Raw genomic sequence first — 12054 nt, 5'->3', positions numbered from 1 at the left:
CCGTCCGCCGGACCGGACGGGGCCGCGGTCCGGCCGCCGCGCATGGTCGCCTTCGGCGGCGGTCACGGGCTGGCGGCGGCGCTCGCCGCCTGGCGCCGGATCACGCCGGACCTGACCGCGGTCGTCACCGTCGCGGACGACGGCGGCTCCTCCGGGCGGATCCGGCGGGAGATGCCGGTCCTGCCGCCGGGCGACCTGCGGATGGCACTGACCGCGCTGGCCGGCGACGACGCCGACACCCGCCGGATGGCCGCGCTCCTGCAGCACCGCCTCGGCGGCAGCGGCGTCCTCGCCGGGCACCCGGTGGGCAACCTGGTGCTGACCGGGCTCGTCGAGATGCACGGTGGGGACACCGTCCGGGCGCTGGACGACGTGTGCCGGCTGCTGGGCGCCCGCGGGCGGGTGCTGCCGATGGCCGACGTCCCCCTGGACCTGGTCGCGCAGGTGGAGAGCACCGACCCCGACGACCCGGCGCGCGCCCGCACCATCCGCGGTCAGGTGGCGATCGCCACGACGCCGGGACGGGTGCGCGAGATCCTCCTGTCCCCGGCCGACCCGCCGGTGCACCCCGACGTGCTCGACGCCATCGCCACCGCCGACGTCGTCTCGCTGGGCCCCGGCTCCTGGTACACGTCGGTGCTGCCGCACCTGCTGGTGCCGCGGTTGCGGGACGCCCTCGCCGCCAGCCGCGCCCGGGTGGTCGTCGTCCTCAACCTCGAGCCCCAGCCGGGGGAGACCGACGGCTTCTCGCCGGAGGAGCACCTGTTCGTGCTGCAGAGCCATCTCGGCGGAGTGGCATTGCACACTGTGATCGCCGATGAGGCGTCGGTGGTTGACCGCCGTGGTCTCCTGTCTGCGGTACGTGAGTGCGGTGCCGAGCTCGTCCTGGCCCCGGTCGCCGAGGACCGCGGCGTGCCGCGACACGACCCGGTGCGCCTGGCCGGAGCTCTCCGCGAGGCGCTCCGGTCCGTGGTCGCGGCGCGACAGGGCATGGAAATTGGCGAGCGGGTACCGCAACCTCTCGTACCGGGACCGGTACGAGAGGGAGACGAAGGGAACGCCGCACATGGGGCTTGGTGAGCCCGGGGGAACATGGGGGTGGACGGCATGGCGATGACGGCCATGGTCAAGGACGAGCTGTCGCGTGTGGAGTGCACGAAGACCTCCGAGCGCAAGGCGGAGGTCACGGCGCTGCTCCGCTTCAGCGGCGGCCTGCACATCGTCGGTGGTCGAGTGGTCATCGAGGCCGAGCTCGACACCGGCTCGGTGGCGCGCCGGCTGCGCCGCGACATCAGCGAGGTCTACGGCTACACGAGCGGGGTCAGCGTGCTGGCGGGCGGCAACATCCGCCGCGGGGTGCGCTACCTGGTCCGCATCGCGAAGCACGGCGAGGGCCTGGCCCGGCAGACCGGCCTGGTCGACCAGCGCGGCCGCCCGGTCCGCGGGCTGCCGCCGTCGGTGGTCAGCGGCGGCCTCAACGACGCCGAGGCCGCCTGGCGGGGGGCCTTCCTCGCGCACGGCTCGCTGACCGAGCCCGGCCGCTCCTCCTCCCTGGAGGTCACCTGCCCGGGCCCCGAGGCCGCGATGGCGCTGGTGGGCGCGGCCCGCCGGCTCGGCATCGCCGCCAAGGCCCGCGAGGTGCGCGGCGCCGACCGGGTGGTCGTCCGCGACGGCGACGCGATCAGCGCGCTGCTCACCCGCATGGGCGCCCACGACGCGGTGATGGCCTGGGAGGAGCGGCGGATGCGCCGCGAGGTCCGGGCCACCGCCAACCGGCTGGCCAACTTCGACGACGCCAACCTGCGCCGCTCGGCCCGGGCGGCGGTCGCGGCCAGCGCCCGCGTGGAGCGGGCGCTGGAGATCCTCGACGGCGACGCCCCCGAGCACCTGCTGGTCGCCGGCCGGCTGCGGCTGGAGCACGGCCAGGCGTCGCTGGAGGAGCTCGGCCAGCGCGCCGACCCGCCGATGACCAAGGACGCCGTCGCCGGCCGGATCCGCCGGCTGCTGGCCATGGCCGACAAGCGGGCCAAGGACCTCGGCATCCCCGACACCGAGTCGGTCGTGACCGAGGACATGCTCACCCAGTGAGAGGACCCTCCTGCCCACCACCGCTCGCAGGCTCGCGGCGGGGCCCTGCAGGAGGGCCGTTCCAGCCTGTCACCGGGCCCGGGTCGCTCTGTCGGGCGACTCGGGCCGCGTCGTGTCCGGACCGATAGGGTCAGTCCCCGGTGAGGTCGCGCACGCGTGCGGCTCCTGCTGCTCCACCGACTAGACGAGCTCCACCGAACAGACATGGGAGGTCTGCTGTGACCGTACGGGTGGGCATCAACGGGTTCGGCCGGATCGGGCGCAACTTCTGGCGCGCGGCCGCGGCCAGCGGCAAGGACATCGAGATCGTGGCGGTCAACGACCTGACCAGCCCCGAGGTCCTGGCGCACCTGCTGAAGTACGACAGCATCCTGGGCGTGCTGTCCGAGGACGTCGCCGCCGACGGCGAGGGCATCAAGATCGCCGGCAAGACCATGAAGGTCCTCTCCGAGCGCGACCCGGCCAGCCTGCCGTGGGGCGACCTGGGCGTCGACGTCGTCGTCGAGTCGACCGGGTTCTTCACCAAGGCCGACGACGCCCGCAAGCACGTCGACGCCGGCGGCGCCAAGAAGGTCGTCATCTCCGCGCCGGCCACCGGCGACGACCTGACCATCGTCATGGGCGTCAACCACGAGAAGTACGACGGCTCGCAGACGATCATCAGCAACGCGTCCTGCACGACCAACTGCCTGGCCCCGCTGGCCAAGGTGCTCAACGACAACTTCGGCATCGAGCGCGGTCTCATGACCACGATCCACGCCTACACCGCTGACCAGAACCTGCAGGACGGCCCGCACAAGGACCTGCGCCGCGCCCGCGCGGCCGCGCTCAACATGGTCCCCACCTCGACGGGTGCGGCCAAGGCGATCGGCCTGGTCCTGCCCGAGCTGCAGGGCAAGCTCGACGGCTACGCCGTCCGCGTCCCGGTGCCCACCGGCTCGGCCACCGACCTCACCGTCCAGCTCTCTCGCGAGGTGCCGGCCGACGAGATCGACGCCGCCTACCGCGAGGCCGCCGCGGGCCCGCTGGCCGGGATCCTCAAGTACACCGACGCCCCGATCGTCTCCTCCGACATCGTCACCGACCCGGCGAGCTGCATCTACGACAGCAAGCTCACCAAGGTCTTCGGCCCGATGGCCAAGGTGCTCGGCTGGTACGACAACGAGTGGGGCTACTCGAACCGGCTCGTCGACTCCGTCGAGCTCGTCGGCCGCTCGCTCTGACGCGGCGCGCCATGCGTTCCCTCGACGACCTGCTCGCCGAGGGCGTCTCGGGTCGGCGCGTGCTCGTGCGCGCCGACCTGAACGTCCCGCTGGACAAGACCACCCGGGCCATCACCGACGACGGCCGGATCCGCGCCAGCCTGCCCACGCTGCAGGCGCTGCGCGAGGCCGGGGCCCGCGTCGTCGTCGCCGCCCACCTCGGCCGGCCCAAGGGCGCGCCGGACCCGCAGTACTCGCTGGCGCCGGTCGCCGCCCGGCTCGGTGAGCTGCTCGGCACCGAGGTGCCGCTGGCCGACGACGTCGCCGGCGAGGACGCGCAGGCGAGGGCCGGTCGGCTCGGCGACGGCGAGGTCCTGCTGCTGGAGAACGTCCGCTTCGAGGCCGCGGAGACGTCGAAGGACGACGCCGAGCGCGGCGGGCTGGCCGATCGGTTCGCCGCCCTCGCCGACACCTTCGTCGACGACGCCTTCGGCGCGGTGCACCGCAAGCACGCCTCGGTGTACGACGTGGCGCTGCGGCTGCCGCACGTCGCCGGCCGGCTGGTCGCCACCGAGCTCGACGTGCTCACCCGGCTGACCCGGGACCCGGAGCGGCCCTACGTCGTGGTGCTCGGCGGCTCGAAGGTCAGCGACAAGCTGGCCGTCATCGAGGCGCTGCTGCCCAAGGTCGACCGGCTGCTGGTCGGCGGCGGCATGTGCTTCACCTTCCTGGCCGCCCAGGGCCACGGGGTCGGGACGTCGCTGCTGGAGGCCGACCAGGTCGAGACCTGCCGGCGGTTGCTCGCCGAGGCCGGCGACCGCATCGTGCTGCCGCTCGACGTCGTCTGCGCGCCGGAGTTCAGCGCGGACGTGGAGACGACCACCGTCCCGGTCGAGTCCATCCCGGACGACCAGATGGGCCTGGACATCGGCCCGCGCACGGTCGAGGCCTTCGGCCGCGAGCTGGGCGGTGCCCGCACCGTCTTCTGGAACGGGCCCATGGGCGTGTTCGAGCTCGCGCCGTTCCAGGCCGGCACCCGCGGGGTGGCCGGTGCGGTGGCCGCGGTCGACGGCCTGTCCGTCGTCGGCGGCGGCGACTCGGCCGCCGCGGTGCGCCAGCTCGGGCTCGACGAGGCCGCCTACGGCCACATCAGCACCGGCGGCGGCGCGTCGCTGGAGTACCTCGAGGGCCGGGAGCTGCCCGGCCTCGCGGTCCTGGCCGACTGAGCGAGGAGGACGGACATGGCACGCAGGGGGACCTCGGCCCGCCGCGAGGGGCGCCGGCCGCTCATCGCCGGCAACTGGAAGATGAACCTCACCCACCTCGAGGCGATCGGGATGGTGCAGAAGCTCGCCTTCAGCCTCAAGGAGCCCGAGCTGGAGGCCGCCGAGGTCGTCGTCCTCCCGCCGTTCACCGCGCTGCGGAGCGTGCAGACGCTCGTCAACGGCGACAAGCTGGAGATCGGCTACGGCGCGCAGGACCTCTCCGTGCAGGACTCCGGCGCCTACACCGGCGAGGTCAGCGGCGCGATGCTCGCGGCGCTGGCCTGCCGGTACGTCGTCGTCGGCCACTCCGAGCGGCGCGCGCTGCACGGTGAGGACGACGCCGTGGTGGCCGGCAAGGTGCAGGCGGCGCTCCGGCACGGCTTGGTCCCGATCCTGTGCGTGGGTGAGGGGTTGGAGGTCCGCCGCGCCGGCGAGCACGTCGCGCACTGCACCGCCCAGCTCGACGCGGCCCTGGAGGGGCTGAGCGCCGAGCAGCTCACCGGTTCCGGTGCGAGCACGGGGGGCGGTGGGGGTCCCGGGTCCGGCGGAGGGGTCGTCATCGCCTACGAGCCGGTGTGGGCGATCGGCACCGGCGAGGTGGCCACGCCCGAGGACGCTCAGGAGGTGTGCGGTGCCCTGCGGTCACGGCTCGCCGAGCGTTTCGGCGCCGACACGGCCGGGGTCGTCCGTATCCTCTACGGCGGGTCGGTGAAGGCCGCGAACACGGCCGGGATCCTGGCCGGGCCGGACGTCGACGGTGCACTCGTCGGTGGCGCCAGCCTGGACGCCGACGAGTTCGCGCAGATCTGTCGGACAGCCGCCGACGTCGGCTGACCGCCGCCGCCGGACGGGCGGGGAGCGGGTGGAGTGGACAGCACGCTGGAGCGGGGCCCCGCCTGGGCGCGGGGCACCCGCGGCCGGGTGGCGGGCATCGCCGCCGTCGTCCTGCTGGTGGTCGGGGTGGCGGTCAGCTGCGCCAACGCCGGCGAGGACCGCGCCACCCTCCCCGTCTTCGGCGGCGGTCCGGATGCCGGCGTCACCGGGGTCCGGGCGCCGTCCGAGGCCGTCGGGGGCACGCTGCGGGTGGTGACCGGCGAGGTCGACAGCCTCGACCCGCAGCGCTCCTACCTCCCCGGCGTGTGGAACCTCATGCGGCTCTACACCCGCACCCTGGTCAGCTACTCCTCCGAGCCCGGCCGCACCGACGAGCTGGAGCCCGACCTCGCGACCGACCTGGGCACCACCCCCGACGGCGGGACCACCTGGACCTTCACCCTCCGCGACGGGGTGCGGTTCGAGACCGGCCAGCCGGTCACCTCGCGCGACGTCAAGTACGGCATCGAGCGCTCGTTCGCCTCGGACGTGGTCGTCGGCGGCCCGACCCGCGTGGTCGAGCTGCTCGACGACCCGGGCAACCCCTACGCCGGCCCGTACCAGGACGAGACACCCGGCCGGCTGGGCCTGGCCTCGGTCGAGACGCCCGACGACCGCACCATCACCTTCCGGCTGCGCGCGCCCCAGCCGGACTTCCCGTACGTCATGGCGCTGCCCTCGAGCAGCCCGGTCCCGGCGGACCACGACACCGGCGCCGACTACGGCCGCGACCCGGTCTCCTCCGGCCCCTACCTGGTCGCCACGCGGGACGACGTCACGGGCATCGTGCTCGAGCGCAACCCGCAGTGGGACCCGGCCACCGACGGCGTCCGCACCGCGCTGCCCGACCGGGTCGTCGTGCGCACTGGGCTGACCGGTGTGCAGCGCGACCAGGCGCTGCTGGCCGGGTCCGCCGACGTCGACGTCTCCGGCGCCGGCATCCAGGCACCGACCACCGCCCGGCTGGGCGAGGACACCGGCGAGGTCCGGCTGGTCGACCGGATCGACGAGGTGACCAACAACGTCGTCCGGCTGCTCGCGCTGCCGACGGACGTCCCGCCGTTCGACGACCCGGCCTGCCGGGCCGCGGTGGCCGCCGTCGTGGACCGCGCGGCGGTCCAGGAGGTCCTCGGCGGCCCCGCGGAGGCCGTGCGCACCTCCCAGCTGTGGCCGCGCGGCGTGGACGGCGGGCCGGAGGAGCCCGACCCGACCGCCGACCCGGCCACCGCCACGGAGTCCCTGGCCGCCTGCGGCCGCCCGGAGGGCTTCGGCACCGTGCTCGCCGTCCCGGACGCCCCGACCGGCGTGGCCGTGGCCGAGGAGGTGGCCGGGCAGCTGTCCCGCATCGGCATCCAGGCCGAGGTGCGGGCGCTGGACGCGCCGAGCTTCTACGCGACCGAGGTCGGCAACCCCGACCGGGTCCGCGACAACGGGATCGGCATCGTGCTGGCCACCTGGACCGCCGACTTCCCGACCCCCGGCTCGTTCCTCGTGCCGCTGGTCGACGGCCGGTCGGTCAGCACCGTCGGCAACACCAACTTCGCCCGCCTGAGGGACCCCACCGTGGACGGGCTCATCGACGCCGCCCGCGCCGCCGCCGGCGACCCCGAGGCCGCCCGCGCGGCCTGGCGCGAGGTGGCGACGGCCGCCACCGCGACCGGCGCGTACGTGCCGCTGGCCGAGTCGCGGGTGCAGCTGCTGGCCGGCCAGCGGCTGCGCAACGGCGTGGTGATGGGCCCGTACACGAGCTACGACCTGGCCACCGCCGGCGTCCGCTGACCGGGAGGACGTCGGCGGTCGGTTACCCTCGGGGCATGGTCGAGCTGGTCCTCAACGTGCTGCTGGTGCTCACCAGCGTGCTCCTCGTGGTGCTGATCCTGTTGCACCGCGGCAAGGGCGGGGGCCTGTCCTCGATGTTCGGCGGTGCGGTCTCCTCGCAGCTGTCCGGCTCCTCGGTGGTCGAGAAGAACCTCAACCGGCTCACCGTGTTCATCGGCCTGATCTGGACGGTCTGCATCGTCGGCCTGGGCATCCTGCTCAAGGTCTGAAAGAGGACCACCCTTCCCCCCACGCCTCGCTCGCTCGGCGCGGGACCCTGAAGGGTGGCCGTTCCACTCCGTTACCGGGCTCGCGGCGAGCCTCTGGACGGGGCCGTTCCCCCCACGCCTCGCTCGCTCAGCGCGGGACCCTGAAGGGTGGCGCTTCCACTCCGTCACCGGGCTCGCGCGGGACCCCGGCGCAGGTCCGTGCCAGCCCGTTGCCGCGGTGAACGCCGAGGTCACCGGGACCAAAGTCCTCTGCACAGCAAGATCCAGCCCATAGACTGCCCCGGCGACCACTGGTCGCTGCACACCGCTGAGACGCACAGGGGGCACTCGTGGCTGGTGGTAACGCGATCCGGGGCACCCGAGTGGGCGCCGGGCCGATGGGGGAGGCCGAGCGCGGCGAGGCCGCTCCCCGCCGGCGGGTGCCGTTCTGGTGTGCCCAGGGGCACGAGACGCCGGTGTCCTTCGCCTCGGACGCCGAGGTGCCCGAGTTGTGGGACTGCCCGCGCTGCGGTCTCCCCGCCGGCCAGGACCAAGCGGCCCCGCCGCCCGCGCCGCGCACCGAGCCCTACAAGACCCACCTGGCCTACGTCCGCGAACGGCGCAGCGACGCCGACGGCGACGCCCTCCTCGAGGAGGCCCTGGCCAAGCTGCGGGCCCGCCGCGGCGCCTGAGGGGACCCCTCCGCCCCACCCGTGGAAGGACCCCGTCCTCCTCATCCCTCGCAGGCTCGGGGTGAGCCCGGGGCGGGGCGCGCGGCGGGCCCCTGCAGAGGTGCCGGGCCTCACTCCTGTGGCGGTCGCGGGTGGGGCACGGCCGTCCACGCCACCCAGGTCGCCCGCTCCCAGTTCCAGTAGCAGCCCGGGTGCCCGGGGGGTGCGACGGGGAGGTCGACCGGCGCCTGACGGGGCGTGTGGCGGACGGCCGGGGCGGGGAGCGTCATCACGGTCTCCACTGCGGTGGGACGGCGGCCGGGCGGCTACCGGGCGCGGACCGCAGTGTGCCCCTGCGGCACCGCGCCCACCAGGGTCCGCCGCCCCCGCTCAGCCCTGACCGGCGAGCTCCCCGGCGGCCTCGGCGTCCAGCAGCCAGCGGGTCGCCCGGCGCCCGTGCACCCCGGCCGCAGGCAGCTCCTCGGGCGTCGCACCACCGGTCAGCGCCCGTGCCACGGCCGGCGCCTTGGCCGCGCCGGAGACCAGCAGCCACACCTCCTCCGCCGCGTTGATCGCGGAGAAGCCGAGGCTGACCCGGGTCGGCGGCGGCTTGGGGCAGTCGCGCACCGCGAACACGGCGCGCTCGTCGGACACCGCCGGGGTCCCGGGGAAGACCGACGCCACGTGCCCCTCGGGGCCCATGCCGAGCAGCAGCAGGTCGATGCGGGGGAGCGGCTGCCCCTCCGGCGCCGCGGCGGCCAGCTGGTCGGCGTACCAGGCGGCGGCGTCCTCGGGCTCGCCGAAGCCGGCGTCGGAGGCCGGCACGGCGTGGACGCGCTCCGCCGGGACACCGGCCGGGTCCAGCAGCGCCCGCCGCGCGCCCAGCTCGTTGCGGTCGCCGTCGTCGGCGGGCACCCAGCGCTCGTCGCCCCACCAGACGTCGACCGCGGTCCAGTCCACCCGCTCGCGCGCCGGCTCGCGCACCAGGTCGGCCACCCGCTCGAGGACGGCGGTGCCGATGCCCCCGCCGGTGAGGACGACCGTCGCCGTCCCGTGCACGGCCTGCGCGGCGGCCAACCGGGCGACCAGCGCCGTGGCGACGGCGCGGGCCAGCCGGTCGGCGTCGGGCTCGACCACGACGTCCGGCGTGGGGGAGCCCGCCGCGGCCGCCCGGGCGGCGCGGTCCTCGGGGGGCAGCGTCACGGGACGGCCTGCCCGGCGTCGCGGGCGCCCTGGTCGGCGTCGTCCACGCCCTGCTGGGCGACCTCGTCCGTGCCCTCGGAGTCCGGCGGGACGGCGGGGAGCGTCTCCCCGCCGCTGCCGGCGTTCTCCTCGGCGGGGTCGAACCACACGTACTCGCGCACGGCGGAGCGGTACGTCAGGTCCGGCACGCCGGTGGTGCTCTCCAGCGCCTCCGCGAAGGGCTCGTCGGGGTCGAGGCGGCGCAGCTCCTCGCCGACCAGGTCGCCGAGCTGCCGGTCGGGCAGGGCCACCGTCGCCTCCGGCCGGTAGGGCTGGTGGATGACCGCCCCGCCGCGCCGGTCGGCCTCCACCCGCACCTGCTCGTCCTGGTCCAGCTCCAGCACCACCGCCGAGACACCGCTGGGCCCGGCCCGCCGCTCGCCGGACACCACCGGGATCTCGTGGCCGCAGCGCGCGCTCAGCCAGCCGGCCAGCAGCAGCGCGGTGGCGTTCCCCGGATCCCCCTCGACCCGGCCGCCCAGCACCCGGACGGCGTCGCCGCGGCGCCCGGACACCGAGTCCACCGTCGAGGTCAGCGTGGCGCGCCACGGGGTGCTGCGGGTCCAGGCCAGGTCGGTGTCACCCGGCGCGTAGTCCTCGGCGCGGGCGCGCAGTGCGGCCACCTGGTCCTCGGCCAGCGAGCTGTCGGTGATCCGCCGGTCGGCGATCACCGCCAGCGCGTCGGTGGCCAGCTGCTCCGGTGGCGCCCCGTGCCACCAGGTCACCACGGGGGCGTCGGCAGCCAGCAGCGGCAGCACCACCGACTCGGCGTGCAGCGCCAGCCGGCCGTACATGCGCATGACCACGGCCTCACCGGGGCCCAGCCGCCCGCCGATCAGCACCTCGGCGTCCAGCCGGGGGGTCGGCGCTTCGATCTGCCGGCGGACGACGATCAGCAGCCGGCAGGGGTGCTGCTCGGCGGCGGCGGTCGCGGCGTCCTCGGCCTCGGCCACCCGGTTCTCGTCGGCCACGACCACCAGGGTCAGCGCGACGCCGGAGAGCACCGCACCGCCGGTGCGCCGCTGCGCGGCGAGCTCCTTGACCACGGCGGAGCCGGTGGTGTCCCACAGGGTCGTCATCGGGTTCCCTCCCGTCGGGCGGCTGCAGCGGGTTCGCGCCTCACGGACGCCGCCACCGGCGGCCCTCGGCGGCCAGCATCTCGTCGGCCGCGCGCGGCCCCCACTCGCCGGCCCGGTAGGGCTGCGGCGTCGTCCCGGCCCAGAACTCCTCGAGCGGGTCGATCACCGCCCAGGAGGCCTCGACCTCGTGGTTGCGGGGGAAGAGGGTGGCGTCGCCGAGCAGCACGTCGAGCAGCAGCCGCTCGTAGGCCTCGGGGCTGGCCTCGGTGAACTGCTCGCCGTAGAGGAAGTCCATCGCGACGTCGCGGACCTCCATCACGCTGCCGGGGACCTTCGACCCGAACTTGAGGGTCATCCCCTCGTCGGGCTGCACGCGGATCACCAGCTGGTTGCTGCCCAGCTCCTCGGTGTCGGTGTCGGCGAAGGGCAGGTGCGGCGCGCGCTTGAACACCAGCGCGATCTCGGTGACCCGCCGCGGCAGCCGCTTGCCGGTGCGCAGGTAGAACGGCACGCCGGCCCAGCGGCGGGTCTCCACGCCCAGCCGGACGGCGGCGTAGGTCTCGGTCCGGGAGTGCGGGTCGACGCCCTCCTCCTGCCGGTAGCCGGTGGCCCGCTGGCCGGCCAGCCAGCCCTGCTCGTACTGGCCGCGCACGGCGAAGGTGCCCAGGTCCTCGGGCAGCGAGACGGCCCGCAGCACCTTGAGCTTCTCGGTGCGGATCTCCTCGGCGGAGAACTCGACCGGTTCCTCCATCGCGGTGAGGGCGAGCAGCTGCAGCAGGTGGTTCTGCAGCACGTCGCGGGCGGCGCCGGTCTGTTCGTAGAACTGGGCCCGCCCGCCGATCCCGACGTCCTCGGCCATGGTGATCTGCACCGAGTCGACGTGGTGGCCGTTCCAGACCGGCTCGAAGAGGGTGTTGGCGAACCGCAGCGCCATCAGGTTCTGGACGGTCTCCTTGCCCAGGTAGTGGTCGATGCGGAAGACGTCCTCGGCCGTGAACACCGAGTCGACCAGCTCGTTGAGGGTCCGGCTGGAGGCCAGGTCGGTGCCGAACGGCTTCTCCACGACCACCCGGCGCCAGCGGTCGGGGGTGCTGTCGGCCATGCCCGTGCGCTGCATCTGCTTGAGCACGACGGGGAACATCGCCGGCGGGATGGACAGGTAGAAGGCGGCGTTGCCGCCGATCCCGTGGGAGCCCTCGAGGTCCCCGAGGGTGGCGGCCAGCTCGTCGAAGGCGTTGTCGTCGTCGAACGAGCCCTGGACGAAGCGCACGCTGGCGGCCAGCCGCTCCCAGACCTCCTCCCGCCACGGGGTGCGGGCGGCCTTGCGGGCGGCGTCGCGGGCCAGCTCGGCGAAGTCCTCGTCGCCCCAGTCGCGGCGGGCGAAGCCCAGGAGGGCGAAGTTGGTGGGCAGCAGTCCGCGGTTGGCCAGGTCGTAGACGGCCGGCAGCAGCTTCTTGCGGGCGAGGTCCCCGGTGATGCCGAAGACGACCAGGGCGCAGGGCTCGGGTACGCGGGGCAGCCGCCGGTCCCGCGGATCGCGCAGCGGATTGGAGATCATGGTCCGTCCTCGAGGTCGGAGGGGTGGCCGCCGTCCGGCGCGGCGGTGC

At 74.9% G+C, this 12054-nt stretch carries 11 protein-coding genes; 8 read left to right on the top strand and 3 right to left on the bottom strand.

The window, feature by feature from the left end; translation table 11 throughout:
- Positions 1-42: 42 nt before the first annotated feature.
- The 8 genes from BMW27_RS04390 (at position 43) to BMW27_RS04355 (ending at position 8147) form a co-directional block, all read left to right on the top strand.
- Positions 43-1080 (top strand): gluconeogenesis factor YvcK family protein, encoded by a 1038-nt coding sequence (locus BMW27_RS04390; RefSeq protein WP_245743289.1) that lies wholly within the window; start codon positions 43-45, stop codon positions 1078-1080.
- A 27-nt stretch (positions 1081-1107) separates the two neighbouring features.
- Positions 1108-2088, top strand: a complete 981-nt coding sequence (gene whiA / locus BMW27_RS04385; protein ID WP_091376653.1) for a DNA-binding protein WhiA — start codon at positions 1108-1110, stop codon at positions 2086-2088.
- Positions 2089-2306: 218 nt separating this feature from the next.
- Complete coding sequence (gap, locus tag BMW27_RS04380) at positions 2307-3311, top strand: type I glyceraldehyde-3-phosphate dehydrogenase (protein WP_091439568.1); 1005 nt, start codon at positions 2307-2309, stop codon at positions 3309-3311.
- 11 nt (positions 3312-3322) lie between these two features.
- Positions 3323-4516 carry a phosphoglycerate kinase gene (locus BMW27_RS04375; protein WP_091439566.1) on the top strand — a complete coding sequence of 398 codons (1194 nt, stop codon included), beginning with the start codon at positions 3323-3325 and terminating at the stop codon, positions 4514-4516.
- A gap of 15 nt (positions 4517-4531) precedes the next feature.
- Entirely contained in the window at positions 4532-5389 is an 858-nt protein-coding gene (tpiA, locus tag BMW27_RS04370) for a triose-phosphate isomerase (RefSeq protein ID WP_091439564.1), read from the top strand.
- A gap of 33 nt (positions 5390-5422) precedes the next feature.
- Positions 5423-7207 (top strand): ABC transporter substrate-binding protein, encoded by a 1785-nt coding sequence (locus BMW27_RS04365; RefSeq protein WP_091439562.1) that lies wholly within the window; start codon positions 5423-5425, stop codon positions 7205-7207.
- 35 nt (positions 7208-7242) lie between these two features.
- Positions 7243-7476 carry a preprotein translocase subunit SecG gene (secG, locus tag BMW27_RS04360; protein ID WP_012948174.1) on the top strand — a complete coding sequence of 78 codons (234 nt, stop codon included), beginning with the start codon at positions 7243-7245 and terminating at the stop codon, positions 7474-7476.
- A gap of 329 nt (positions 7477-7805) precedes the next feature.
- A complete protein-coding gene (locus BMW27_RS04355; RefSeq protein WP_091439560.1) occupies positions 7806-8147 on the top strand; it encodes an RNA polymerase-binding protein RbpA in 342 nt (113 codons plus the stop codon).
- A 369-nt stretch (positions 8148-8516) separates the two neighbouring features.
- Here BMW27_RS04355 and pgl read toward each other — a convergent pair whose 3' ends face one another.
- Genes pgl through zwf form a run of 3 tightly spaced genes read right to left on the bottom strand, consistent with a single transcriptional unit; the run spans position 8517 to position 12005 of the window.
- Positions 8517-9329, bottom strand: coding sequence for a 6-phosphogluconolactonase (gene pgl, locus BMW27_RS04350; protein WP_091439557.1), 813 nt, complete (start codon positions 9327-9329; stop codon positions 8517-8519).
- On the bottom strand, positions 9326-10447 hold the full coding sequence (locus BMW27_RS04345) for a glucose-6-phosphate dehydrogenase assembly protein OpcA (RefSeq protein WP_091439555.1): 1122 nt from the start codon (positions 10445-10447) through the stop codon (positions 9326-9328). Before BMW27_RS04345 ends, pgl begins: the two co-directional genes overlap by 4 nt.
- 40 nt (positions 10448-10487) lie before the next feature.
- Positions 10488-12005 carry a glucose-6-phosphate dehydrogenase gene (gene zwf, locus BMW27_RS04340; RefSeq protein ID WP_091439552.1) on the bottom strand — a complete coding sequence of 506 codons (1518 nt, stop codon included), beginning with the start codon at positions 12003-12005 and terminating at the stop codon, positions 10488-10490.
- Between the last annotated feature and the right edge of the window lie 49 nt (positions 12006-12054).

Source organism: Geodermatophilus poikilotrophus (genome assembly GCF_900111455.1).
GTDB classification, from domain to species: Bacteria; Actinomycetota; Actinomycetes; order Mycobacteriales; family Geodermatophilaceae; genus Geodermatophilus; species Geodermatophilus poikilotrophus.
This window is presented reverse-complemented; position numbering and strand designations above follow the sequence as displayed.

Bases quoted from the DNA above. Each gene is read 5' to 3' on its own strand.
- BMW27_RS04390 (WP_245743289.1), top strand. From the start codon at position 43: ATGGTCGCCTTCGGCGGCGGTCACGGGCTGGCGGCGGCGCTCGCCGCC.
- whiA (WP_091376653.1), top strand. From the start codon at position 1,108: ATGGCGATGACGGCCATGGTCAAGGACGAGCTGTCGCGTGTGGAGTGC.
- BMW27_RS04375 (WP_091439566.1), top strand. From the start codon at position 3,323: ATGCGTTCCCTCGACGACCTGCTCGCCGAGGGCGTCTCGGGTCGGCGC.
- tpiA (WP_091439564.1), top strand. From the start codon at position 4,532: ATGGCACGCAGGGGGACCTCGGCCCGCCGCGAGGGGCGCCGGCCGCTC.
- secG (WP_012948174.1), top strand. From the start codon at position 7,243: ATGGTCGAGCTGGTCCTCAACGTGCTGCTGGTGCTCACCAGCGTGCTC.
- BMW27_RS04345 (WP_091439555.1), bottom strand. From the start codon at position 10,447: ATGACGACCCTGTGGGACACCACCGGCTCCGCCGTGGTCAAGGAGCTC.
- zwf (WP_091439552.1), bottom strand. From the start codon at position 12,005: ATGATCTCCAATCCGCTGCGCGATCCGCGGGACCGGCGGCTGCCCCGC.